Raw genomic sequence first — 25,220 nt, forward strand, 5'->3', positions numbered from 1 at the left:
TTAATTGAGTTAATTATTTCGTTTGATATCATTTAAAGTGCGGACAATAACCTCCCATTGGTTATTGTAACGTAACAAAATACCTGTAATATTCACACTACCTTGCGGCATTACCTCCTTTGAGAAGTTTGCGTAAGCACTAGTATAAAGGAACAAGTTACTTCCACTCTCTGTACCATCAGCATAAGTGAAATAACGCTTTACGGAACCTTCATCACCAGGAGCGTAGGTTGCCGTTCCGTCTGCTTCGGAAAGCTTTACGTTTTTAAAAGTAACCAATACCGGTGCTACCTTCAAATCAATAGCAGCAAGCTCGGCAGGCGTACTAACCTCAATCGGTTTCAATTCCTCATAATACAACTTCGGTTCATTAATCAGACGAACATGCTGCTTCCATACATACTCGGGCATACGTCCAACTGAATTATTATAAACAGTACCAATTTGCGCTTGCTTACGGTAGCTACCGATCTGCAAACCCTTACAATCGATTACCACTTTCTGGCCTACCGGACAAAATGCATACAAACCGGTTGCATTAACGCCAATAACAATAGCACCTGTTTCGTCTGCCACGACCAACTTCTTGTACAGATTACCACTCTCGTCATCACAGGTAATTACACCTTCAATACGGGTTTCACCTTCAATAGTAGTATAAGTATCTTTACTCGTATCTATAAAGTCATTATATTTTTCTTTCAACGCAGCGATTGAAATTGTGCGCCCTTCCGGAATAGAATTATTGCCATAGGCATTACCTGTTACCGGGTCATCATAGTTCTCGCAAGAAGTAAGAACTGTACCACATAACAGCAATCCGGTACATAATATAGATAGTAATTTCTTCATAATCGTTTCTTCCTTTCTTTTTGTTTTGGATTGATAACTACACATTCTTAAAATCTATAACCAATATTCAAGAAAGCATTGAACGGGAATGCATAGAAATACTTGGAGTTCTTAGAGAACTTGTAAATACGCGCGTCACCGTCTTTGTAATTATCATCACGGTTTTGTTCAAAGCCACCTGTACGGAGATCTGTATTATTCAAGATATTAGTCAGACTCAGATTAAGGCTAATACTCTTGCCATTACGCAAACGGATAAATTTCCCGATAGAAGCATCAAGCATAAATCCTCCGTCCAGTTTTTCCTGTCCTGGAACATTAAGAACCGGATTACCGTTAGCATCTACACCTGCACCGTTCTTATCCAATACACTTCCAAGGCGACGATAGCTTGAGAAGTCAATGTATACACGATCATAGTAATTACCTGTCAGGTTGAAGAACCAACCATTTATGTTATAATCCAGGGCAAGGCTATAAGCAGACAACGGTGTTCCATTAGCATGCAGACCTTTTGCATAAACACGATCAAGATTTGACTCATTTTCACTCTCATATGTCAACACAGCATCAGGATTGTTTGCATATTTAGCATCACTCCAAGTACCAATAGCGGTTAATGAAAGTTCACTTGTCAGCTTAAATGTAGCTGCCGCTTCTATCCCCCAATGCTCCTTTTCAATACCGTTCATAGAAAGATAAGTGAAACGTGCTTCACTGTCATTATAGAATGCATCCATTTCCACCTGATTTTGGAAGCGTGTATAATAACCGGTTAAACGTCCCATTACCCATGAAGTATTGAAATTGTAAGTCAGATCACCACCGAAAATACGTTCTGTTTTCAAATCTTTCACAAAATCATTCTTAATACGCGGAGCAATGAAAGAGTTATAGGCAAGCGGTGCACGATCTTCATATCCTGCATTCAATGTAAACGAATGGTTGCCATTGATAGCCCAGCTTAATCCGGCTTTCACTCCCCCTTCCAAGAACTTGGCAGTACCGCTGCTACCCAATGACTTCAATGGAGCACGTCCGTTTCTCATTTGTCCGTCACGGAACATTTGTGTAGACCCAATCTTACCGGATACAAAATAATTGAGCGAACCGGCATTGTTTCCTTGATAGCGTATCCAGGCACTCTGTTTATTTACATAAATATTATAATTGTAACCAAACTTATCGCCTTCACCGATACGACGGTTCGGATTATCGAGGTCATTCTGTACCATAGTAGAACTTGCACCATGATCGCGCACTGCAAACTTATCAACATCAGTATAGAGTTGCGCACCCAACAAATCTTTCATTTTTTTATAGTGCATACCTTTCGTTGTATTCACCGCGATTCCTGCAACATAACTGTTACGTTCGTTCCATTGATGGTTGAATACTGAGTTGAAGTTGAATGCTAACTGGTCGTCATGACGTTCTTCCACATAATAGAGCGCTTCCTTACCCAATGAATTGGCTTGTTTATTGGCAAAATAAAGAGCATCCCAATCCAATTGACGATAAGCCTTATTATTCTTCCAGTTATCAGTTACTTCATTAAATTGCTGCAACTCGTCAGGAGTAGGAACTGACTCCCATACGTCAAAAATAGAACTAGGCAACTTCTTATAATAATCCGGACGTGGATCCGCCGCATTACCATTCCAACCCAAAGCACTCTTGCCATAATTAGAATACTTGAATCCGGCACTTGTCACCAACTTCTTATTATCATCAATATTGAAGTTCCAAGAAGCAATAGCCGATGGTTCAAACTGACGCACAATACGTGCATTTCGTTTCTCACCATTTTGATATCCCCAGTTCGGATTGTAATAATGGCTATTGGCTAAATAATAAGCTTCTTCAGTAGCTGCCATCTGTTGACCTCTCTCTGTAGGTGTTCCCCATGTAGCTAAAGAAAGGCTGTGACGTTCATTAAATACTTTCTCTGCACCAAGGAAATAAGAGAAAGAGTTATACTTAATACCTTCAATATTACCTTCATTACCCCAACGATATCCCAATGAACCGGTAAATGCCCAGCCATTGTTCATCAAACCTGTGGAATAAGTGTACATTCCACGCAAAATGTAATTACGGTTACTACCAGACAATGTGAGTTTTGAACCGGCGGCATATTGACTGGCACGTAAATTAATATTAGTAGCTCCCCCTATCGCTCCAAAAGTAAAATTATTGACTTCAAAAGGACCGATACCTTCTTTATTACGGGTCGCGTCATTTAATCCCCCGATTAATCCGTAGCTGAAACGTCCTGTTTCTACATCATTGAATTGTACCCCATTGATGTACATATCGCTATACTGGGAATCATATCCCCTTACGCGAAATCTCATCGGGCTAAACAGATAACCTACATTTGACAGATAAACATCATTGTTGGAAGTGACTAACGCAGAGGTACTCTGAGCTGTATCATCTTCTTCATTCAATTGTGATTCTGTAAACATGAAAGAAGCATTGTCTTCACGGGCATTTTGCTTTGCCTTTTGCTGAGCCAAAAGTGCTGGTGTTAAGCAAAATAGCACGATCGCTAACCCTAGTCGTTGTTTCATAATTTAATTTATATTAATGTTAATTGGTCTTTCATTTTGCAATACAAATGAAATAAACTATCATGCAAAATAACAAAGAAATTTACGAATAACAATGTTTTTTTCGAAAAAAGTCGCTGCAATAGGCGGTTTTTCCGTTTTCTTTTTAGATATTTGTCATACGAATGTCAAATTACCCACTTTTAAAATGAATTTTAAAGATGAAAAAAAACTTAATGACTCTCGGCCTACTTGTCTTTTTTGTCCTAATGGCTTATGGACAAGAAAAGAAATACGCCCTCTACAGTGTAGCTTTCTACAACATGGAGAATTTATTCGACACAATCCATGATGAAGGTAAAAACGACTACGAGTATTTGCCCAATGGAACGAACCAATGGAATTCGATGAAATATAAGGCAAAGCTGAAAAATATGTCGGAAATTTTAAGCAAACTTTCAACTGACAAGTTGCCAATGGGACCTGCCATTATCGGTGTATCTGAAATCGAGAACTACAGAGTTCTGGAAGATATTCTGAAACAACCGGCTTTAGCTGACAGAGAATATAAGTATATTCATTATGAAGGCGAAGACAGGCGCGGCGTAGATTGCGCATTCTTCTACAATCCGAAATTATTTGAACTCTCAAACAGCAAGCTTGTTCCATATGTATATATAAATGATACAGTACATAAAACACGCGGCTTCCTTATTGCCAGCGGCTATATAGCTGGAGAGAAAATGCACTTTATTGTCAACCATTGGCCTTCACGCGCCGCTGCATCTGCTGCTCGCGAACGTGCGGGTGAGCAAGTCAGAGCAATAAAAGATTCTTTACTAAGGGAGGACTCTGCTGCAAAAGTGGTTATCATGGGAGACATGAATGACGACCCGATGGACAAAAGTATGGCTGTGGCACTTGGCGCCAAGAGAAAACCGGCAGATGTTGGTCCGGAAGATTTATACAATCCATGGTGGGATACACTGAAAAAAGGCTACGGTACATTAATGTATAGAGGCAAATGGAACTTATTTGACCAAATTGTATTTACTGGAAACCTGTTAGGTAACGACCGTAGTTCATTGAAATACTATAAACATGAAATTTTCCGTCGGGATTTCATGTTCCAAAAAGAAGGGAAATATAAAGGATATCCAAAACGAACGCAAGCAGGTGGTGTATGGCTAAACGGATATAGCGATCACCTACCTACCATAATTTATTTAATTAAAGAAGTAAAATGATAAAAGAATTATTTAAGTTATTTATTCTGTTCATAGTTTATAGCACAGTTGTATCTTGTAGTGAACAGAATATTCCGGACCTACCAGAAAATCCGGGCAATACCAATCAAGGAATTGCCTCTATTGACCAAACGCAAATCAATGCCAATGGAGGCGGATTTATCATCCGAGTAAAAACAAACGGAACTTGGGAAGCTTCAAGCAGTGAGACTTGGTGTACATTAAGTAGAGCATCGGGCAATGGAAATGGCTCTATCAGTGGATATATGAAAGCAAATACCGGAGCTGAACGAAGTGTCATTATTACAATCATAGCAGGGAAAGAAAAAGCAGAGTTTACACTCAAACAATTAGCAGGCAATGGCTCCAATCCTGATCCTGACCCAAGCCCAGACCCAAATCCGGATCCAGATCCGGAAAGACCTTCGGGATATGCAGGAAGAATTGAGATTCCTGTATTAAAGGGAGGAAGTATGAATATATTTCATACATGGACTACCAAAGAAAATGGCAAAGAAACTGTCACATACAGCTATGAATATGACTGTACGAAAAAGCATGTACGCTGGGTAGCATTTACCTTCGACAATGTAACTTCTCAAAAGAATGTAGAACGCAAAGATGCCTATCAAACAGATCCCAACATTCCAGCGCAATACAGAACTGAACGAAGTGACTACTATCAACCATATAATAGAGGACATATGGTTGCCTCAAGCGATAGATTATATAATCGTGAAGCAAACAGTCAAACCTTTTATTACTCTAACATTAGTCCACAATTAATAGACGGGTTTAACCAAGGTGGCAGCACTTGGGATGCTATAGAGAATAAAGTACAAGAATGGGGAAAAGTATCAAATTCTCAGGATACAACTTATATTGTAAAAGGAACTTCTATAGATTATGCAATCCTCGCAACGGGCAAGAACGGAGTACAAATACCTAAATACTACTTCTCTACAATTCTATCTTATAAAAATGGACAATATAAGGCAATAGGATTTTACATAGAGCATACATATGATAAATCACAAAATATAAAACAATGCGCCAAATCCATTGATGAATTAGAAAGTATAACCGGTATTGATTTCTATCACAATCTACCTGACAATATTGAATCTGAGGTTGAAAGAAGCTACAAAGAAAGTGATTGGGCTTGGTAAAACATTTAATTTTCTATGATATTATTCTAAACATCCCTATCTGCGATTGAGATATAGCAAATAGGGATGTTTTAGTATAATAAGAATATGTAGATAAAATCAATTTTTTTAGAATCGATAAGAAGTCCCCACCGAAAATGCAGCATGTACAGGAGTCAAATCTCCACCTGCAAAAATATTTTTAGTATACATACGCAAGCGAGATCCTGCAAAGATTCCAAATCCTTTAATTAATTTATAATAACAATGCAAGCCGCCTTCCAGACCAAAGGTTGTCTTATTAGGTTCTGAACCAAAAGCCAGTACCGGACCTGCCAAAATCTTTACTCCCAATTATAAGCTAAATCTTCTACTTTTTCATACTATTTACGCAAAAGAAGTCATAACACAAAGAAAAAAATAAGTTAGCAGCAAAACAACATGGCTATATTTTTCTTAAAGATAGAAGAATAATAATAAAACAAGATTACAGCCAATCACCACACCGAATCCTCCCAAAATCCAAGGGCGGAGTTTGCTCCCCTTTCCGGCAAAAAACAGCGCATAGAGCATATTGACTAGTATATTACTGATGATAGCCTGCATGCTACAAGCCGTAATAACCAGCACAGCAACACTGCCTGTATTTTGCAACAGGTTTAATATGAAAGGCGTGATATCACTAAAGCCTGATACAAAAGAAAGAAGATTCAATCCGCCTGTACCTGCATAAACCAAAGTATAGTGTGTCAGAATAGTAAAGACTACAAAAAGTACGGCAAAAATCAATGCTACTTTGAACTCCAACGGGTTGCTGCTATCATCGTCTTCTTCGGTAGCAGGCTGACCTTTCGGGCGTTTTTGCCGGGAATGGATAAACCATCCCACAACGGCTGCTACGACTGACATAATCAGCAGATACGGATAAATAGACAAGAAGATTTCCCTGCTAAAGATAAGTATCAGTATCATAAAACGCAAGAACATCATGCTAACAGCCAGCAACATGGCGCCCACATATTCGGTAGCTTCTTGTTCCGAGGCTTTCCGGCTCTTACGGGCCAGCACCGAGATAGTAGCCGTACTGCTATACAATCCACCAATAATGCCGGAAACTAAAGTTCCCGATTCATGGAATACATACCTCTTTAATAAATAAGAGAGATAGGAAATACCGGAGACGACAACCGTCGCCAGCCAAATAGAATAAGGAGTGAGATTAATATCCGGAATCAGGTTCTTATGCGGAAGCATCGGTAATATGATACCACTGATAGCCAAGAATTTCGCCAACGTTATCATTTCGTCATTCTTCATGCGTTGGGCAAACTCGGTGAAGGTATGTTTGAGTTCAGTCAATAAAAGTACAGTCACTATCACCATGACGTAGAACCAGGAAGGCTGCGTAGCCACAATGGGAGCCATACAATACGTAATCAAGGCAATGATAATAGTTGTAACGCCAAAGACATGGAACTGGGATTGCTTCACATAATAGTTTAATCCCAACAATAAGCCCAGCACTGCGCCACCACCCATAAACAGACGCATATCGGTAGAATCCAGTATATAGAGCAGGTATCCCAATATACCTATGAAAGTAAAGGTACGGTCGGTTCCGAAAAGAGTCGTTTCTCCCTCACGTTTCAAACTGATCCGACGTTGCGAGAGTCCGATTAATAAAGAAAACAAAGTTACCAATACAAAAGTAACCAATTCCCGCGGCACATAATTGTACAACTGTTCCATATCCATACATTACTCTTTTTAGATAAGAACAAATATACAGTTTATTTGTTAACGTTCACCACGTTTTATACGGTTTTTTCATTAGTTGGGAATTGTAGTAACGTATATCTCCTGTCACCTCTTCGCCTATAAAGTCAGGTTTCACAAAAGCTTCATCCTCCGATTCAAGCTCTACTTCCGCCACAACGAGCCCTTCGTTCTCACCATAGAATTCGTCAACTTCGAATACATGTTTGCCACTGCGCACCAAATAACGGGTCTTGTCAATAATACCCGGTTCGCAAAGTTTCATCAACTCTTCTGCTTCTGACAAGGGTAGCTCCTTTTCCCACTCATAGCGACTGGTGCCGGAAGCATTAGACGCTCCCTTAATAGTCAGATACCCTCTATTGTCACGAATACGGACCCGGACAGTTCTCCCGCGAGCACTGCTGATATACCCTTGCACAATACGGCTCTGCGCAAATGCAAAAGGTTTGAATTCTCCGGAAACTAAAAATTTACGTTCTATTTCTTGTGCCATGACGCAAAGATAAATTAAAAATTGAGAATTAAAAAATGATTGTTTAGTACCCCTCACACTACCCACAAAAGAACCGCAACAGCTTAATTCTCATTTTTTAATTCTCAAATTATTTCAGAATCTCGTCATAAATTCAATTATGATCTTATCCTGTTCGGATTCTTTAGGTACACCGGACTTCTTATAGAAATATTTTTCGAAATTCAGCCGCAAGTCAGCGATAAAGGCTTTAGAAAGACTTAGTGTGATTCCGCCTGTCACACGATGGCGGTCATAATCATTGATTATCAAAGCCTTGGTTATTTCATCTTTCCTGCCGTCACTATGATCCGTCATCATGTCATAACGGGCAAGAAATGAAATCTTGTTGAATACCTTTTTCAATGGTAAATCGTAATTAATGAAACTATTCATAGCATGCACATCCTTGAACGCTTCATGCCCATACATCTTATATAAGTATTCTGCTTCAATATGGAAACGGTTATTCTGATAATAAATACCGACATCATACACATTGATTCGTACATCTTCCGGTTTTATCATTTGGGTGCTGAGTGTTACATTCCAATTCTTATCAGGCAACAGTTGCGCTTTCACCGAATAATTCAACGTCTTATGCCATTCTTTCTGATTCGTCAAGCCGGAACCGTTGAATAATCCTCCTTCAAGGATAAATGGGACGCTTCCTTTATTTATATAAGCCGTAGTAAAACCAACATCGCGTACATTCCCGACTTGTTTGGCAATGAACGAACGGTTTGCGAAATATTGCTGATGGGGAGAGCGATGTGCGTCTATCGTGAAAGGAACACGCATTTGTCCAATCGTAAAATTCAAGTCTTGCAGCGGAAAGACACGCGCATAGGCATCAAGCATTTTAATAGATCCTTCGTCCGAAAGGTCGATTTCCGCTTTATAAGCCACCAACGGATGCACATTTCCTGAAACGCTGAAACGCGCATTACGTACCTCGAAACGGCTTTCCTGCGTTTCCGTCTGGTATTCATATTTTCCTCGGATGGTTCCATGAATTTCAGGCAGATAATCTTTAAATTCCATTGTTTTCATCTCCAGTTTTTTGCCATCCCCGGCATCTTCCTTGGCCTGTCCGAAGACCGATGTCGCTAGCAAAAGCGTAACGACTGTTGTTGTGATTCTACTCATTTCAGTTGTTTGCTACTTAATTCGTAGCAAAAGTACAACTGCGAGGATACACAAAAATGACAATTTGAATACGGATAAATTACAGAGAAGTTACATTCCTATTACATGGGTTACGGATGTGTTACAAATTAAAAGAGTTCACTACAGATTACACGGATTACACAGATTTTTCTCCTATAATCTGTGTAATCTGTGGTGAATAATCAGCCAAAAAAGGAATATGCGATCAGCATAATCAGCGCCAAAATAATCAATGAGACAAACACTATTTTGACAACTCTTTGGGCTTGCTCTTCTTCCTTTTTGCTTATCGCTGCTTTTTTCTTACTCTTACCCATAATAGTTAGCTTTAAAGTTCAACGCTAACAAAGTAAGAACAAATCTTTTAACTTTCCAAAAATAACACTTGCTAATTTTGCACTTTATGACTCTTGTGAGGAAAATTCCATCAGATAGGCTTTGATAAAGCCATCTATCTTACCGTCCATCACACCGTTCACATCCGAAGTCTGATAGTTGGTACGATGATCCTTCACGCGACGGTCATCAAATACGTAGCTACGGATCTGGGAACCCCACTCGATCTTCTTCTTACCGGCTTCCACCTTTGCCTGTTCTGCCATGCGGTGCTGCAACTCCTTATCATATAAGATAGATCGTAATTGGCGCATTGCATTCTCACGGTTCTTCGGTTGGTCGCGGGTTTCGGTATTTTCAATCAGGATTTCTTCTTCCTCGCCAGTATAAGGATCTTTGTATTGATAACGCAAACGGACACCGGATTCTACCTTATTTACATTCTGTCCACCGGCACCACCGCTTCGGAAGGTATCCCAAGAGATACGTGCAGGTTCAATGTTCACTTCAATACTGTCATCTACCAGCGGAGTAACGAACACGGAAGCAAAGGAAGTCATCCGTTTACCTTGTGCATTGTATGGAGAAACACGAACCAAGCGGTGCACACCGTTCTCGCCCTTCAAATAACCGTATGCAAAACCACCTTCAATATTGATAGTACAGGTTTTGATTCCGGCTTCGTCACCTTCCTGAAGGTTGGCAATGGTAGCTTTATAACCGTTCGTCTCGGCATAACGCAGATACATACGCATCAGCATGGAAGCCCAGTCCTGACTTTCCGTACCACCGGCACCTGAATTGATTTTCAACACACAATCCATCTGGTCGGCTTCGTCACGAAGCATATTTTTGAGTTCGAGCGCTTCTACAGCTTCGTAAGCTTTCGCATAAGCTGCGTCCACATCTTCCTCAGTCACCAACTCTTCCTTATAGAAATCAAAAGACAGTTCGAGTTCGTCTGCCAGCGTCTTGACTTCGTTATAGCCGTCAATCCACTTTTGCAGGTCTTTCACCAATTTCATTTGAGCTTCGGCCTTCTTCTGGTCATCCCAAAATCCCGGAGCTTGTGTTCTCAGTTGTTCTTCTTCGACTTGAATTTTCTTCCCGTCGACGTCAAAGATACCTCCTCAGCGCATCAGTGCGCTCTTTCACGTCTTTAAGTTGTTCAATAGTAATCATTTGATTTACAATTTTATTATTTACAGATTTCAGATATCGGGTACAAAGATACGCAAAATTCCGCTACTAAAAAGAAACAACAGACTATGCGTTTTCTTCATACATCTTTTCTATCAAATCTTTATAGTTTTCCGAAACGACCGAACGTTTCAATTTCAACGTATTAGTCAGTTCCCCACGCTCCATACTGAACGGTTCAGGAAGTAAAGTGAAACGCTTGATCTGCTCGTAATGCGCAAACTGCTGTTGCAAGGTCTCTATCCGTGCACGGAACAGACCGACAATCTTAGGATGCCGCAACAATTCAGCCATATCTTTATATTCGATGCCTTTTTCCTTTGCGTACTCTTTCACATATCCGTATACAGGAACAATCAGAGCAGAGACAAACTTACGCCGATCGGCAATAATGGCAATCTGGTCGATATACCGGTCGATGACCAGTTTCGTTTCCAAAGCCTGCGGAGCAATATACTTGCCATTCGATGTCTTGAACAAATCCTTGATACGTTCCATCAGGAAAAGCTGACCATTCTTGAAATAACCCGCATCCCCCGTGTGAAACCATCCATCGGCATCAATGGCAGCAGCCGTAGCTTCCGCTTTCTTATAATATCCTTTTGTGATAGTCTTACCGCGAAGCAGGATTTCATTATCCTCACCTATCTTCACTTCAATTCCGGGTAATACGACACCTACCGAACCGATGTCATAGCCTACGGGCAACGTACAGGATACAGTAGCCGTAGATTCTGTCAACCCATATCCAACCACCATATTGATGCCTACCGAATGGACGAATTCATTGATTTCATCGGGCACGGCAGCACCGGCAGTAGGGAAAAAGTTACCATTCTCAATGCCAATAGTCTTCTTCAGTAAAGAATAGATGGTCTTTTCGTAAAACTTATATTTCAACTGATTCATCATCGGCGGAGTCTTGCCCTGACGCAGATAATCCAGATTATGGATTTTACCTACCCGGATAGCATCCAGCATCAGTGTTTTCTTCAACCCTGTTGTTTCGTTTATTTTCTCCTGTACGCCTGCATACACTTTCTCCCAGAAACGGGGAACACTACACATCAGTGTCGGACGGATTTCCTTAATAGTCGTCTGAATATCCGCCGGACGGAGATTGATACAAATCTGCACCCCCTTATGGATACAAAAATAACACCATGCTTTCTCAAACACGTGTGTCAAGGGGAGGAAGTTCATAGACACATCCTTATCCGACATCGTTGTCAAACGGTCATCGTGTGTATGAAACTGTTCCAAATAGCAGGAATGATGAAGCATGACGCCCTTCGGTTCACCCGTTGTACCGGATGTATAGAGAATGTTTGCCAAATCATCGTATGAAGCCCGTTCGGTACGGTCTTCTACCGTATCATTGTGAGGCAGTCCCTCTCCCATCGCCATAAACTCGTCAAAATAGATAGAGGATACGTCACGAGGATCCTTCACTACCGAACGGTCAAAAATAATCAGTTGTTGCAGGGAAGTACAGAAACCGAAGATACTGAAAGCAGCATCATACTGGAATTGCTCACCTACAAAAAGATAACGTATTTGTGCATCATTGATAATATATTGCGCTTGTGCCGGAGAGCTGGTTGCATAGAACGGAATTGTAACAACCCGATTGGCAAACGCACCAAAGTCTACATAAAACCATTCAGGTTTATTCTGCGAAAAGATTCCGATATTTTCTTGTTCCTCTACTCCCAGTGCCACAAGTGCGTTGGCCGCTTGCCTCACTGTCCCGGAGAATTGATTCCAGGTAATCGGAATCCATTGTGCCGTCTCATAGTCGCGATATCTCAGAGCTACCTTGTTGCCATATTTTTCAGCCTGACGATGGACTAAGACAGATAAATGATGATAAGTCATACTCTTTGTATTAGTAAATATGGCGCAAAGGTATTGGTTTTATTTGAAACTATTGCTCAAAATTAGTCAGAAGTTTTAGTTTCAGGGTTTGAATAAAAGGGAAATAGAAACGGAAGAATTGCGTTTAAAGATTCATTCAGAATGCATATCTCAAACGACCTTAGACAGATTCCATTTCAGTACAAGTCACTACAGGATGCTCCTTGCTTTTGAAGTCCACACGAAGTCTGCGCATATAGTCCGGTCGAGCCTCTTCGCCGGCAGGCTTCAACGCCTCAATGAAAGGGGTGATTTCGAGCTTTCGATATGCCTTGCAGTGATATACTGCCGTTGTGTCCGAGGGATGTATCTCCACATCAAACTTCTCTTTAGCCACCAACACGACTTCCAACTGTTCTCTTCGGCGCCAAGCATTTATAATAGGATGGAATTCGGATATATGCCGTTCAATTAAATATTGTTTTCCTTTTTCTGTGAGCCATACGGTGGCACTGACTGAGGCACTGTCTCTACGAATGACATTATATGTTATCAGACCGGCGTCCCGATAGCGAATCATGCACGAGTCGCATCCGTGACATTCGTATGTCTCGCCCATATAATTACCGTTTACAATCCACACATTACTGATGGGAGTTTCCGTACCTCCCGGAAGAGGATGGGTGACATGCGGATATTTGCCCCCGAGAGGCAAGGTAACCTTACCTGTCTGCAAAACAAGAGCATACAACTCCTTATAAGGCTCGAGATGATTGCGGACTGCACGTTCCACATCAGCGTAGTTGCCACCACTACAGGCCGTGCAAAAGCATATCACAGCCATAGCAAACACTCCAACAGTGACAATACTTCGTGAAATAATATTAGATAGCATGTTAAGCATATAGTCAAGCATATAGTCAGGAATAAACAAGTAATCAATAATAAAAAGGAAAGAACACAAACTGCACAAGTTATATTAGAAAATAGGGGAATTCTCAGAATACCTGACCTATGCAATTTGTGTTCTTTCTATCACTCTACACTACTTGATAAAGGTAATCTCGTAGATATCCGGTCCTGTACCACCGCTGGTTGTCAACATCTCATCAAACTTGAGGGCATGCATATTAACGGGCTCCTTGAACTTCATATATATAACGCCATTGTTATTTCTGACAAATCTACCATACGAAATGAATCCGCTGCCTTCATCCACATACACGTTCATACTTCCAAGCTTGTAGCTATTAGTAACAACATCGATTCTGACTCCCAGTATTCTGGTAGGCTCTGAGAAAGTCATCGTCAAATAATCATTTCTGCCAGGATACCACTTAGTCCCCGAACGGTTTCCATCATACAGATATGACAGATTATTGGTTTTGCTTGACTCAAAAATAACATTATTGTTAAAGTACTCTCCTTCAATCTCATCATTAGACGGATCAATATTGTCCTTTTCAAACGTGAGGATCATCTCTATCAACACGCTATAGCTCTGTTCCGAGACTTTCACTCCACTGATAGCATCTACAAATTCCAAACATAGCGGGAGAACATATCCCGGCATTGCATTCAATACATCCGGCTTGGTGATATCCAAAGCGATTGTCCCCTCTCTGCTTCCGGCAGTTATGATGGCATCATGCAGTTCAAATGCTTCGTCCGGCAACTCTGCCAAAGTATGTCCTTCCAACAAATCGAGATCCTTTCTAAGACGTACCTTGACATCTTGATCCAAAGCCTTTTTCAATTTTACATTAAAGGTGAACTCAGTCCCTTCGGTTATCGTAGTCTTACTTCCATCACTCTTGGCATTCAGTTTCATCACAGTCTTACCCTCCAGATACAAAATATTGGAAGGATCAAACGGAAACTCCTCTGGAATATCCACAAATACATAGTTTGCATCAAGCTGATAAGCCAAATCCTGGCTTACCACTTCTCCCTGATTGTCATCGCTACAGGCCGAAAAAAGAGCTACAGCCGACAACAAATACAGCAATTGAATTATTTTTTTCATTTGTCTTGATTTTTAATTGATTACACAAACAGAAGACTTATCATTCGATTTCTTCTTCGGAATTTTCCGGCTCTATAATAACCAAATCTTCCGATGGAAATTTCACATTGTCTACATACTGCATCGCAGGAGGATCTTCGTCCCATATACCCAACGTAGCGAAGTCTGAGAATTCCCAATTGCCGGTCAACTCTTCCATTTTATCATCTGCCACCCTTGTGAAAGGCATATACATAATCAGACCGGACTCTGCCGACGGATCGAGAGGCAGATACTCCTTGTCTATGATTTCGCCTTCGGTCAACGCCCTGTTCCACATACGCGCTTCGCGGAGGTAGACACCGGAGTATTTGGTATTACCGATATACAAGCAACACTTGGGGTCGTCAGAGAAAGCGATGGGCGAAGTCGGGAACGTTTTCTGCAACTCTCCGTTCACATAAACCGATACGGTGGAAGCATCTCTGTGGACAAAAGTAATATGCAACCATCTATTATTAGACAGAGACTTTTGAGTGAAAGTTTCCTCTCCGTCGCGCCCGTTCTTAACCTGTATGCCCCGCTGACGTTCAATACGGGTATAGAAATTGCCCGCACCGTTTTGGATGGACATAACCGTCCAGTTACCATCCCTATTAGGCAAGTTCCTATAGTACATGCTCACCTGCATGGTCCAATTAAACATAGGATCTTTTCTGATTTCCTCATTAGGTACCAGTGCGATACTTCCTCCACGTCTGAATTGTCCAACAGAAGTGATTATCTCACGGTTCAGACGGATGAGGGTAGACCTCGGCGAACTCAATATCTTATATTGGGAAGCAGCAGTCACACTTACCGGCACGGCCAAACGCTTAAAAGGAGGATATTTGGTCTCATCCAATTTCGGAATCCTCACCTCCACACTGGCGTTGTACTTTCCAGGCTCGATGGTCACCACGGCTTTTCCATGCGTTTCTTTCGTTTTTTTGGCATCCTCGCTATCTTTAGTGACGAACACAAAATCTTCTGCCGCCAAAGCTTCCATCGACAGACCAGCCTCGGCATTATATGCCGCCAACATTTCCTCATCCAACTCTATGGTCACTTCCACCGGTTTGTCAGCCAAATTAGCCAATCGGGGAGTGATTACAGCACTGGCACCCTCATTGGTCACTACCACTGAAATTACGCCATTACTGGTGGAGTTGCCCATATAAACCGCATTGCCGGTACCTTCTCCTTCACCGGTGACCATATCGCAAGCGGTAAAAAGTCCTAAGGACAGAACTACTAACGCTATATATTTTTTCATTTTATGCTTCATTTTATAACGTGATTATTTACTTAATAGGAGGATTCATGATAGAAATCGCCTTCCGTACGTTACGATACTCGTTCTTCTCGGCTGCATCTGCATTGATGTGATAAGCACCGATTCCACCTGCCACACCGTCAAGGGTCTTCACTACGAAATCCGCATAGCGAGTAAAGCTTTCTTGGTTTGCGACGGCATTTTCAAATGTCTCCGTATAGATAATCCGGTCTTTCACATCGTTTCCCAAACGCTCGGTTACCGTAGACGGCCAATTAGAGTAATTACCATGATAAGATTGTGCCACAAAGTAAGAGAAAAGATCTTTCATATTCGGAGACAGCCAATGAATTGAACCATTAATATTCAGGATTCTCTCTTTGCCGTCCTTAGCCTCCAGTTCGTCCAAACCATCGCGCAACGCTTGAAAGAAGAAATTCTCATAATCTTTATTGCTATCTCGGTTACAAGAAATAATGGGCATTTCCTTACTCCATGGTTCTACCTGATTCCAGTTTCCACAGTGCATTCCTCCCCAAGGAGAAGAATAAGAAGGTTCATAGTCGATATCAAAGCCATCGTATCCATACTTGGCTATGGAATCGAGGATGGCATCGGCATATTGCTGAATTCCGGTATACGGGTCTTCAGACCATCCCCCGGCAGGTTTGTTTTGGAGCCCGTTGCCTACCTCCTCAATAATCCATCCAACTATCACCTTGGTACCTTTCTTCTGTACCTCTTTCATCTGTTTCAACCGTTTGTCGCTGATATTGAAACAATTTCCCCAAATGGAGACAATATCCATACTGTCGGGAAGCAACGTCAAATTGAAATATTCACCCGGAGCGGTCTCGTCCCATGAGTTGAACCATCCGAACATCACCGGATGCTTGGTCTTTTTATACTCCCTCAAATCTGCAAGATAGAGTTCATAGAGGCGTTCGTTCTCCTTGGCTATTCGTACGGAGTCCTCATAATTCTGTCGCTTCTGCTCATCTTCTTCCGCCCATTTATCCTTATCACGCTTGTTGTACAAATCTTCCACAGCCTGTTTTTCCAAGTCGATGGTCTCTACATCAGTGCAGGCAAACATACAACCCGCTATAAGCGATAGAGCAAGCCATATTTTTATGCTATTCATCATTTCTGTATGTATTTAAGAGTTAATTTTTTACTTTTTTATCCCACCATACATTTACGGCGGCATTGTCTACACCACCCAAATACTGCTGGATGGCTTTTGTCAGGTTCTCATTATTGAGTTTGTATTCATCTTCCGGATAGGGGATACGACGCACTCCATCCTTGTATCCGTCGGTTGTCTTCACACCGGCATTAGTAAGATTGAGCACCGGAGGAATCTGACGCGGATATCCTGTACGTCTCCATTCGCTCCACGCCTCTTGTCCATCGGGGAAAAGGGCAAGATATTTCTGCGTGATGATGCGTTCCAACTTCTTCTCCATTTCGTCTTCTTCCACCCACTTCACGGTAATATTGCTGGGAGCCGCATGATTATAGGCAGCCTCCTTCATATCCTTGAAATCTGCCGGAGAAGCGGTACTGTTCAAATAACTGCCCAAGCTTACCTTACACTCCTCAAACGATTTCTGGATGCCCGATTCATAGAAATACTTAGCACTTCCGCCTCCCATATTGAAACCGGCCAGCACACCTTCGGCACGCAGGAAGTCTACTTCCGAAGCTCTCATCCAGTAGACAGGATCTTCCTCTTGAATGTTGGGCAAAGATGCCGCGTCATAGGTGTTTGCAGTAACCGGCATACCAGCACGCACCGCAGATGCTCCATTATTTTGGAAATAGGTAGCAATACGCGGATCATTATACCCTTTCAAGTAAGATTGAATAGTGGCTCCCATGCGGCTGTCATTATATTGTCCGGGATTAGCAATCTGGAACATAGGGTTTCTGATTTCAAAATTGGCACCTTTATGCATTTTCGCCATATCATCTACGCTTTCCATCACACCCAGCGGGTTTGTAACAGCCATTTCAGCATATTTGCGAGCCAATTCTTCATCGGCATAGCGCACGCGGATAGCCAAACGTAACATCAAAGAGTTGGCAAAACGTATCCACTTCGCCACATTGCCTTCGTACACCATGTCCGAAGCCAAAGGAACAACAGCACCGCCTCTCATGTAGAAATCGTAAAGAATCTGAACCGCTTCATCCAATTCTTCAAAGAACGAATGATACACCGCTTCCTGCGAATCGTATTCCACAGTGAACGAACCACTTCCCGCCTTTGAGTAAGGGATAGGGCCATACTTATCGGCAGAACGGTGCAACCCCATAATTTTAGCAATCTGTACAATAGCATACAATTCTCTATTAGGATTATCACCATTCAGATTGATTTTCTTCAACTGAATCCAGGGAGTAAAGATCTTAGACGTAGCATAATCAAACATATGATTTGTCCGATTTACATGGAAAAAGAACGTAGTGGGATTAGCTCCTTCTTCCCATTTGTTGTCGCGCGGGGAGAAGTAGCCCACCCATGAGTCGCCACAAAGATTGATGGATACCTGATATGCATTAACCTCAGCTGTATTGTCTGTTTTTAAAGGCACAGGAATGACGTGTTTTTCCAAGTTAGGCACATAAGCACCATTGAGCACACCGTCCAACTGTTCCATTTCCGTGTCGGAGTAATACGGGTTCTTATTGATTTCTTCAAATTCCGAGCATGAGGTAATTGCCATGAGTTCCGCGCATGCCAATAGTACCCCTGTTATCTTTTTTATTTGTAATTTCATAAATCTGAATATATTTAGTTGTTACAAGCTGAACTTAACACTGAATCCTAAGTTTCTCAAACTAGGCGGCATAAAGAAATCGCTACGGTTGTAAGTACCTGTAGAACCATTCATATCAGGATCGAACGGAGCTTTGCAGTAAAACATAAAAAGGTTACGTCCTACGAAAGAAACAGTAGCGTTGCTGAACACATTGCCTAGCCACTTCTTCGGCAACGAATAGGTCAATGAAAGTTCTTGAAGACGAATGTTGGTAGCATCATAAGTATAGTAAGCCATCAGTCCCTGTCCACCTACAGTGTTATAAAAGCGTTCGGGGTCATACATATACCCATCAAGCATAACACCACCATTATCGCGCGCCTTGGCAGATACTTCGGACACGCCGAATGCGTCCATAAATGCCTGTGTCTGAGATGTAACGACACCACCGAAGCGTCCGGTAACCATCACACCCAACGAGAAGTTCTTGTAACTGATATCATGGCGCCATCCCATAGTGAAGTCGGGATCGGAAGAGCCCAGGCGAATACGCTGGCTGCGGTCTACCTGATAGCCATTTGCCTGTTCCACCAATTTGCCGTCTCTGCCACGTTGCAAAACACCTGTGGTGAAGATATCAGACATAGAATAGCCTTCGCGCAGATAAACGCCACCAGCTTCCTGCAACGAAAGTTCGGTAATACTAATTGATGTACCATCAATCGGATTAATCTGATTGTGCACCATCTCTTGAATCTTGTTCTTGTTGGCAGTGAACGTCAGGTGTGTAGAGTAGTTTACCTTACCATATTTGTCATTATACCCCCACGTCATTTCCACACCGCGGTTGCGCACCTTACCAGCCTGCACATAGAAGCCTGAATAACCGGTGGAAGAAGCCAACTGTGAGAAGAATGTCTGATTGTAAGTATTGGATTGGTAGATGGTACCGTCGAACGTAATACGTCCGTCCCAGAAACGTGCATTAAGACCTAACTCGTAGGACTTCGTACGCTCAGGCTTGAAATCGGGATACGGGAAACTACCTATCGGATCAATCGCACCACTATTGATGACATGAGTAATAGTACCTGGAGTGATACCCACCTGTGAGATAGGCGAACCTACCTCGGTGTAAGATGCGCGCAACTTTAAATAAGAGATAAAGTCGGGCAACTTCACCATTTCGCTGATAATACCGGAAAGTCCGATAGAAGGGTAGAAGATTCCCTCTACATCACCGTTACTAACCAATTGCGAGGCCCAATCACAACGTCCGGTAGCCGACAAATAAAGCATATTTTTCCATCCCAATTCAGCACTGGCAAATACAGCAAGGTTACGTGTACGATGGTAGCCTTGTGCTCTCTTACCCGAAGCAGGTTCCAAATTGGCAAGGGAGAAAAGGTTGGGTATTGTCATCAACTTGCCGCCCAAATCGACGCTACGCGTATAATGGTCTTCAAAGCTACCGCCCACATTGGCAGTCAGCGAGAAATCCTTGCCAAAACGTTTGTTTACGTTTGCCATCACATCAGCGTACGTCTGTGTGTAGAATTCTTCTTTCAGCTCATAGCTACCTTTGGAAGAACCGGTGTAGAGCTCAAGCGTAGAAGCGCTAAGCTTGCGTTCTTCAGTAGCGTGGCTCTTGTCCAACCGCACACGTCCGGCAATATTCAACCAGTCAAGGATGTCATATTGCAGTCTGGCATGAAGCATATAGCGGTTTTTCTTGGAGGGGAACATTTCGCGGTTGACAATCCAATAGGGATTTTCAAACGAAAGTCCTTGGTCACCATACTCCCAATGCTGCGTGGAAAAACGACGTTCTTCGTTGTAACGTTCGTATATCTTCACATTCTCGAAATCCTCACCACGGGGAAACAGATAAAGCGGGAACAACGGGTTGAAGTAGCGTCCGCCCGAAACCATGTTCTGCTCGGCTTGAATGACGTAGCTGGCACCTAAATCGACATGCAATTTATCGTTCAGCATCAACGCAGTATTTCTGAAAGAGAAATTGTAACGGTAATATTCGTTGTTCTTGATAATACCTTTAGAATTGGTAGAGGCCAAAGAGATAAACGTTTGATTAGTTCTGGTACCCGAAGAAATGTTCAGCGAATTGATGGTGTTCATACCAGTCTTGAAAAAATCCATGGGATCAAATGAGGAAGGTGTAGCCAGTTTCTCGCCCCAGCTTCGATAGGAGTTTTCCCGGTTACCATAACTGTTCTGAAATTCCGGCGACATCATCGGTTTGGAAAACTCTGTATTGGATGAGAAGTTAATCTTCATCTTTCCCTCTACACCCTTCTTGGTGTTAATCAGAATCACACCGTTAGCTGCCGACGCACCGTAAAGGGCTGCTGCCGACGGACCTGTCAGTACAGAGATGCTTTCGATATCCTCAGGGTTGAAATCGGAGATACCTTCACTACCAGCCACTGCACCATATTCTGTCTGGATGACACCACGTGAAGGGTTTCCAACAGGTATACCGTCCACCACATACAACGCATTATTGTCACCAACGATAGATTTGGAACCACGCATGATGACGCGTGTAGCACCGCCCACACCAGAGGAACTCTTCTGGATATTGACACCAGCCACCTTACCGTTCAAGCTGTTCATAAAGTTAGCGTCTTTGGCTGCGGTCAGTTCTGAATTACTTACAGTCTGTACATTGTAGGAAAGCGCTTTTTCAGCACGTTTGATACCTAAAGCCGTAACAACCACTTCATCCAGTGCCTGCGAACCATCCTCCAACACTACATTGATTACATTTTCTTTTACAGCCACATCCTTCGGCTGATAGCCGATATAGGAAAACACCAATACGGGAGTGGCACCTTGTGTGGTAATATGATAGTTACCGTCTATATTAGTTACAGTTCCGTTAGCAGTCCCTTTTTCAAGCACAGTAACTCCAATTAGCGGATCACCTTTTCCATCCACTACATTACCCGCCACATTTCTGCTTTTAGATTTTTTAGCAGCCTGTTCCGGAATAATCATTATATAAGTATCTTTTACGGTATACGTGAACCCCGTTCCGGCAAGAATAGTATTCAGCGCCTGCTCCAAAGGCTGGTTGTTTATATCTAAAGATATTCTTGTATTAGGGAGTTGAGAACTGTTGTAAGATACAGACATTTTGGTCTGTTCCCTAACGTCAGCCAAAGCTGTCTGCAATGAAATATTCTTCTTTTTTATTGTTATTTTACTATTACTTTGGGCATAAAGTATTGACCCTATTAATAATAGAAAAGTTATTAATATACTTTTTCTAGTGTTTTCCAGATATAAATTCATATCTTTACGACGTTTTTAGTTTTAAATCATGTATTTTTTCTCGTTTCTTAAACAAGCAAGAAGTTGCTTATTTGTTTTAGGGCTAAAAATCATTTCATATCCGGAGAGGGTGGAGCCTCTTCCGGATATTTTTTTACATAAGCATATTAGATTTAAGTTTAATAAAAAATATTTATTATTTTTCTCTACCAAATAATATAGCAGATACTGTCTTCCAATCGATAATTGAATTGCCCAATGACCACTTTCATCACCTCCAATGTCTCTTCCAAAGTCGCGTCTTTTCTGAATACAAAATTATAACGGTCTTGATTAGATTTCTTTGTTGAGATATGAAATGTGATTCCGTAATGACGTTCCAGCGTCCGCACAATTTCGGCGAGAGTGACCTTGTCGAACACAAGTTCGCCCCTCATCCATGCCGTTACATCTTTCATGTTGGCAGTCAGCAATTGGCAGTCAGCCGTACATTTATTATACACAACCTGATAACCGGGAGTTAAGACATAACTGGTCGTATCATTGCAATCCACACGCACTTTTCCTTCGATCAAAGAAGCTGTTATCACATCTTCTTCCGGATAAGCTTTCACATTAAACTCTGTTCCCAAGGCAGTTATTGCCATATTTGAGGATCGCACAATGAAAGGTTTCTCCGGATTTTTCGCCACTTTAAATTCTGCTTCTCCCATCAGATAAACCGTCCGGGTCTTTCCCTCCAGATTTTCAGGATAAAATACATATGAACCGGAATTCAGATGTACGGTAGTTCCATCCGGAAGACTGATTGTCTCTTTAGCTCCATTATTCACATAATGTTCCACCATCACGGCGTTGTCCCTGTCAAAATGGTTGTAACTTACCCACAAAGTAGCCGTCACAGACAGAAAGACGATAACAGCAGCTGCCGCAACAGGTTTCCACCACTTCCAGCGGTTGGTATTTGTAACCATTGGAGTGTATTCAATGCCGATTTTATCCAATATCTGCTGAAACGAATGCTCCATACCGCGTTCAGACTTTCCTTTTGTCTCAAACCATAGATTATGAAGTGCTGTTTCTTTCTCTTCTGCAGAATCAGAACTGATCATCCAACGGTGAAATCTGTCGATTGTCCGCTTTGAATAATCAAAGTCAATAAAAAAGCGTAGCTGTTTTTCCAATTTACTTTTCATCTATGCCAAATCAAGTGTTACATATAAGAGACAACTTGCCAGACATACCTACTTAGTCTAAATAGAAAAAAAATAAAAATAAAACGATTTTTTTCAGATCTTGAAGGGCTTTATAAATATGTTGTTCAACTGTACGAACCGAAACATTCAGTTTCTCAGCAATTTCCGGTGAAGTCATACCTTCCTCTCTGCTCATTAGAAAAACACGCCTACGCTGTTCCGGCATACGTTCAAGGGCCATCTGAACAAAAAGCTCAAGTTCATGAGCACAAAATTCATCATCCGGCGTAGGCAATCCCTGCTCCGCCATTCGCATTTTTTCTGCTGCGATATCCAAATAGTCATATTCTACAGCCTTGTGCTTCAAAAAATTATAGATATGGTTTCGTACAACTGTATATAAATAGCTATCCAATTTTTCACGTTCTAACCATAAATCCGGTTTCTCCCATAGCTTAACAAAAATATCTTGAGCTATGTCTTCTGCATCTTCTTCCGATTTTAACAATTGCCATGCGAAAGTCTTTACTTTGGGAAAATTCAGATCAAAAAACTTTTTAAAACGAAGAACTTTATCTTCCATTCGTGTGATAATCATCATGTATATCCATTAAGATTAACAAGTAAAATATAAAATCCTCCAACAAAATTAATTATTAAATAATTTATCAACAACCTTTTCATAAGAAAACATTCAAAAAAATAAGTTCTCAAGGCCCTCTTTGGCATAAACCACTAATAATCAACATATAAGTATTTCTTTATTAATTTTATTTGAAACAATTACGCAAAATGACTATCTTTGTGTAAAAATAATTAGTAACAATATAACATCTGAATCACAACGCTAAAGCAGTATATCCAACTATGAAATATGATATTCCGTATATGGCAACCGAGGCTGTAAGCCTGCTTAAATCATTGATTAGTATACCTTCCATCAGCCGGGAAGAGACTCAGGCAGCAGACTTTCTGCAAAATTATATCGAAATGGAAGGTATGCAGACCGGACGCAAGGGAAACAATGTATGGTGTCTCAGCCCGATGTTCGACCTGAAGAAGCCGACTATCCTGCTTAACTCCCACATAGACACGGTAAAGCCGGTGAACGGCTGGCGGAAAGACCCGTTCACTCCGCGGGAAGAAAACGGCAAACTGTACGGTTTGGGAAGCAATGATGCCGGTGCCAGCGTTGTCTCTCTGTTACAGGTGTTCCTGCAACTATGTCGTACTTCGCAGAAGTATAATCTGATTTATCTCGCTTCCTGCGAAGAAGAAGTTTCGGGAAAAGACGGAATTGAAAGTGTATTGCCGGGGCTTCCGCCCGTTTCATTCGCCATCGTAGGCGAACCTACGGAGATGCAGCCTGCCATTGCCGAAAAAGGATTAATGGTTTTAGACGTGACCGCGACAGGGAAAGCCGGACATGCGGCACGCAATGAAGGAGATAATGCCATATATAAGGTATTGGATGATATCGCCTGGTTCCGTGATTATCATTTTGAGAAAGAATCCCCACTGCTGGGTGCTGTGAAAATGAGTGTCACTGTAATCAATGCAGGTACGCAACATAATGTTGTTCCCGATAAATGCACTTTCGTTGTCGATATTCGTAGCAATGAGCTTTATTCCAATGAAGAACTATTTGCCGAAATCAAGAAACATATCACTTGCGATGCCAAGGCTCGTTCGTATCGTCTCAACTCTTCACGAATTGACGAGAAGCATCCGTTCGTTCAAAGGGCTATAAAAATAGGATGTGCTCCATTCGGCTCTCCTACCCTGTCCGACCAGGCATTAATGTCCTTTCCATCGGTGAAAATAGGGCCGGGACGCTCTTCACGCTCGCACACGGCAGAGGAATATATCATGCTGAAAGAGATAGAGGAAGCTATCGGAATCTATCTGGAGTTATTGGACGGGCTTCTGATTTAACAGAAGCCCATTCATGTTCTAAAATTCAATCTACTAATATATCACATAC

At 41.7% G+C, this 25,220-nt stretch carries 20 protein-coding genes; 3 read left to right on the forward strand and 17 right to left on the reverse strand.

The genetic code is table 11. From position 1 onward, the window contains the following. Positions 1–9 precede the first annotated feature (9 nt). Both NSB03_RS00700 and NSB03_RS00705 read right to left on the reverse strand, forming a co-directional pair. A complete protein-coding gene (locus NSB03_RS00700; protein ID WP_024986159.1) occupies positions 10–852 on the reverse strand; it encodes a DUF5689 domain-containing protein in 843 nt (280 codons plus the stop codon). A 47-nt stretch (positions 853–899) separates the two neighbouring features. Further along, entirely contained in the window at positions 900–3,428 is a 2,529-nt protein-coding gene (locus NSB03_RS00705) for a TonB-dependent receptor (protein ID WP_121766571.1), read from the reverse strand. Between the two features lie 200 nt (positions 3,429–3,628). Between NSB03_RS00705 and NSB03_RS00710 the strand changes: the two genes are divergently transcribed. Then, positions 3,629–4,654, forward strand: coding sequence for an endonuclease/exonuclease/phosphatase family protein (locus NSB03_RS00710; RefSeq protein WP_024986158.1), 1,026 nt, complete (start codon positions 3,629–3,631; stop codon positions 4,652–4,654). Beyond that, a complete protein-coding gene (locus NSB03_RS00715; RefSeq protein WP_024986157.1) occupies positions 4,651–5,823 on the forward strand; it encodes a DNA/RNA non-specific endonuclease in 1,173 nt (390 codons plus the stop codon). The genes NSB03_RS00710 and NSB03_RS00715 overlap by 4 nt, the downstream gene beginning before the upstream one ends. Positions 5,824–5,931: 108 nt before the next feature. On the opposite strand, the gene NSB03_RS00720 is transcribed toward NSB03_RS00715, so the two are convergent. The 15 genes from NSB03_RS00720 to NSB03_RS00790 all read right to left on the reverse strand — a co-directional run bounded on the left by NSB03_RS00720 (position 5,932) and on the right by NSB03_RS00790 (position 23,834). Next, on the reverse strand, positions 5,932–6,141 hold the full coding sequence (locus NSB03_RS00720; RefSeq protein ID WP_257466140.1) for a hypothetical protein: 210 nt from the start codon (positions 6,139–6,141) through the stop codon (positions 5,932–5,934). Between the two features lie 117 nt (positions 6,142–6,258). Continuing rightward, positions 6,259–7,551 carry an MgtC/SapB family protein gene (locus NSB03_RS00725; protein ID WP_024986155.1) on the reverse strand — a complete coding sequence of 431 codons (1,293 nt, stop codon included), beginning with the start codon at positions 7,549–7,551 and terminating at the stop codon, positions 6,259–6,261. Between the two features lie 55 nt (positions 7,552–7,606). Continuing rightward, the gene (locus NSB03_RS00730) at positions 7,607–8,074 is read right to left on the reverse strand and encodes a CYTH domain-containing protein (RefSeq protein ID WP_024986154.1); all 468 of its coding nucleotides are present in this window, start codon (positions 8,072–8,074) and stop codon (positions 7,607–7,609) included. A gap of 114 nt (positions 8,075–8,188) precedes the next feature. Continuing rightward, on the reverse strand, positions 8,189–9,241 hold the full coding sequence (locus NSB03_RS00735; RefSeq protein ID WP_257466141.1) for a porin: 1,053 nt from the start codon (positions 9,239–9,241) through the stop codon (positions 8,189–8,191). Between the two features lie 203 nt (positions 9,242–9,444). After that, positions 9,445–9,579 (reverse strand): hypothetical protein, encoded by a 135-nt coding sequence (locus NSB03_RS00740; RefSeq protein WP_024986153.1) that lies wholly within the window; start codon positions 9,577–9,579, stop codon positions 9,445–9,447. A gap of 84 nt (positions 9,580–9,663) precedes the next feature. Further along, positions 9,664–10,780 (reverse strand): peptide chain release factor 2 gene (prfB, locus tag NSB03_RS00745; RefSeq protein ID WP_128824206.1). Its coding sequence is split into 2 segments (ribosomal slippage): positions 9,664–10,716 and positions 10,718–10,780, totalling 1,116 coding nucleotides; the frame shifts between segments, so codons are not numbered across the junction. A gap of 84 nt (positions 10,781–10,864) precedes the next feature. Beyond that, a complete protein-coding gene (locus NSB03_RS00750; RefSeq protein ID WP_024986151.1) occupies positions 10,865–12,676 on the reverse strand; it encodes an AMP-dependent synthetase/ligase in 1,812 nt (603 codons plus the stop codon). 160 nt (positions 12,677–12,836) lie between these two features. Next, a complete protein-coding gene (locus NSB03_RS00755) occupies positions 12,837–13,559 on the reverse strand; it encodes a hypothetical protein (RefSeq protein WP_128824205.1) in 723 nt (240 codons plus the stop codon). 141 nt (positions 13,560–13,700) lie between these two features. Further along, entirely contained in the window at positions 13,701–14,681 is a 981-nt protein-coding gene (locus NSB03_RS00760; protein WP_024986149.1) for a BT_3987 domain-containing protein, read from the reverse strand. A gap of 40 nt (positions 14,682–14,721) precedes the next feature. After that, positions 14,722–15,975, reverse strand: coding sequence for a DUF1735 and LamG domain-containing protein (locus tag NSB03_RS00765; protein ID WP_024986148.1), 1,254 nt, complete (start codon positions 15,973–15,975; stop codon positions 14,722–14,724). A gap of 28 nt (positions 15,976–16,003) precedes the next feature. After that, entirely contained in the window at positions 16,004–17,122 is a 1,119-nt protein-coding gene (locus tag NSB03_RS00770) for a glycoside hydrolase family 18 (protein ID WP_257466142.1), read from the reverse strand. Positions 17,123–17,141: 19 nt separating this feature from the next. Next, positions 17,142–18,761: a SusD/RagB family nutrient-binding outer membrane lipoprotein gene (locus NSB03_RS00775; RefSeq protein WP_024986147.1), complete on the reverse strand. Its 1,620-nt coding sequence runs from the start codon at positions 18,759–18,761 to the stop codon at positions 17,142–17,144. 21 nt (positions 18,762–18,782) lie between these two features. Further along, positions 18,783–22,061: a SusC/RagA family TonB-linked outer membrane protein gene (locus tag NSB03_RS00780; RefSeq protein WP_024986146.1), complete on the reverse strand. Its 3,279-nt coding sequence runs from the start codon at positions 22,059–22,061 to the stop codon at positions 18,783–18,785. A 185-nt stretch (positions 22,062–22,246) separates the two neighbouring features. Next, positions 22,247–23,236 (reverse strand): FecR family protein, encoded by a 990-nt coding sequence (locus tag NSB03_RS00785; protein WP_172503519.1) that lies wholly within the window; start codon positions 23,234–23,236, stop codon positions 22,247–22,249. Positions 23,237–23,288: 52 nt separating this feature from the next. After that, on the reverse strand, positions 23,289–23,834 hold the full coding sequence (locus tag NSB03_RS00790; RefSeq protein WP_024986145.1) for an RNA polymerase sigma-70 factor: 546 nt from the start codon (positions 23,832–23,834) through the stop codon (positions 23,289–23,291). A 269-nt stretch (positions 23,835–24,103) separates the two neighbouring features. Here NSB03_RS00790 and NSB03_RS00795 point away from each other — a divergent pair, with 269 nt between their 5' ends. Further along, positions 24,104–25,171, forward strand: a complete 1,068-nt coding sequence (locus tag NSB03_RS00795; RefSeq protein ID WP_024986144.1) for a M20 family metallo-hydrolase — start codon at positions 24,104–24,106, stop codon at positions 25,169–25,171. Positions 25,172–25,220: the final 49 nt, after the last annotated feature.

The organism is Bacteroides acidifaciens, assembly GCF_024623065.1.
Classification (GTDB): domain Bacteria; phylum Bacteroidota; class Bacteroidia; order Bacteroidales; family Bacteroidaceae; genus Bacteroides; species Bacteroides acidifaciens.

Bases quoted from the DNA above. Each gene is read 5' to 3' on its own strand.
- NSB03_RS00700 (WP_024986159.1), bottom strand. From the start codon at position 852: ATGAAGAAATTACTATCTATATTATGTACCGGATTGCTGTTATGTGGT.
- NSB03_RS00705 (WP_121766571.1), bottom strand. From the start codon at position 3,428: ATGAAACAACGACTAGGGTTAGCGATCGTGCTATTTTGCTTAACACCA.
- NSB03_RS00710 (WP_024986158.1), top strand. From the start codon at position 3,629: ATGAAAAAAAACTTAATGACTCTCGGCCTACTTGTCTTTTTTGTCCTA.
- NSB03_RS00715 (WP_024986157.1), top strand. From the start codon at position 4,651: ATGATAAAAGAATTATTTAAGTTATTTATTCTGTTCATAGTTTATAGC.
- NSB03_RS00725 (WP_024986155.1), bottom strand. From the start codon at position 7,551: ATGGAACAGTTGTACAATTATGTGCCGCGGGAATTGGTTACTTTTGTA.
- NSB03_RS00730 (WP_024986154.1), bottom strand. From the start codon at position 8,074: ATGGCACAAGAAATAGAACGTAAATTTTTAGTTTCCGGAGAATTCAAA.
- NSB03_RS00735 (WP_257466141.1), bottom strand. From the start codon at position 9,241: ATGAGTAGAATCACAACAACAGTCGTTACGCTTTTGCTAGCGACATCG.
- NSB03_RS00740 (WP_024986153.1), bottom strand. From the start codon at position 9,579: ATGGGTAAGAGTAAGAAAAAAGCAGCGATAAGCAAAAAGGAAGAAGAG.
- NSB03_RS00750 (WP_024986151.1), bottom strand. From the start codon at position 12,676: ATGACTTATCATCATTTATCTGTCTTAGTCCATCGTCAGGCTGAAAAA.
- NSB03_RS00755 (WP_128824205.1), bottom strand. From the start codon at position 13,559: ATGCTTAACATGCTATCTAATATTATTTCACGAAGTATTGTCACTGTT.
- NSB03_RS00760 (WP_024986149.1), bottom strand. From the start codon at position 14,681: ATGAAAAAAATAATTCAATTGCTGTATTTGTTGTCGGCTGTAGCTCTT.
- NSB03_RS00765 (WP_024986148.1), bottom strand. From the start codon at position 15,975: ATGAAAAAATATATAGCGTTAGTAGTTCTGTCCTTAGGACTTTTTACC.
- NSB03_RS00770 (WP_257466142.1), bottom strand. From the start codon at position 17,122: ATGATGAATAGCATAAAAATATGGCTTGCTCTATCGCTTATAGCGGGT.
- NSB03_RS00775 (WP_024986147.1), bottom strand. From the start codon at position 18,761: ATGAAATTACAAATAAAAAAGATAACAGGGGTACTATTGGCATGCGCG.
- NSB03_RS00780 (WP_024986146.1), bottom strand. From the start codon at position 22,061: ATGAATTTATATCTGGAAAACACTAGAAAAAGTATATTAATAACTTTT.
- NSB03_RS00785 (WP_172503519.1), bottom strand. From the start codon at position 23,236: ATGAAAAGTAAATTGGAAAAACAGCTACGCTTTTTTATTGACTTTGAT.
- NSB03_RS00790 (WP_024986145.1), bottom strand. From the start codon at position 23,834: ATGATTATCACACGAATGGAAGATAAAGTTCTTCGTTTTAAAAAGTTT.
- NSB03_RS00795 (WP_024986144.1), top strand. From the start codon at position 24,104: ATGAAATATGATATTCCGTATATGGCAACCGAGGCTGTAAGCCTGCTT.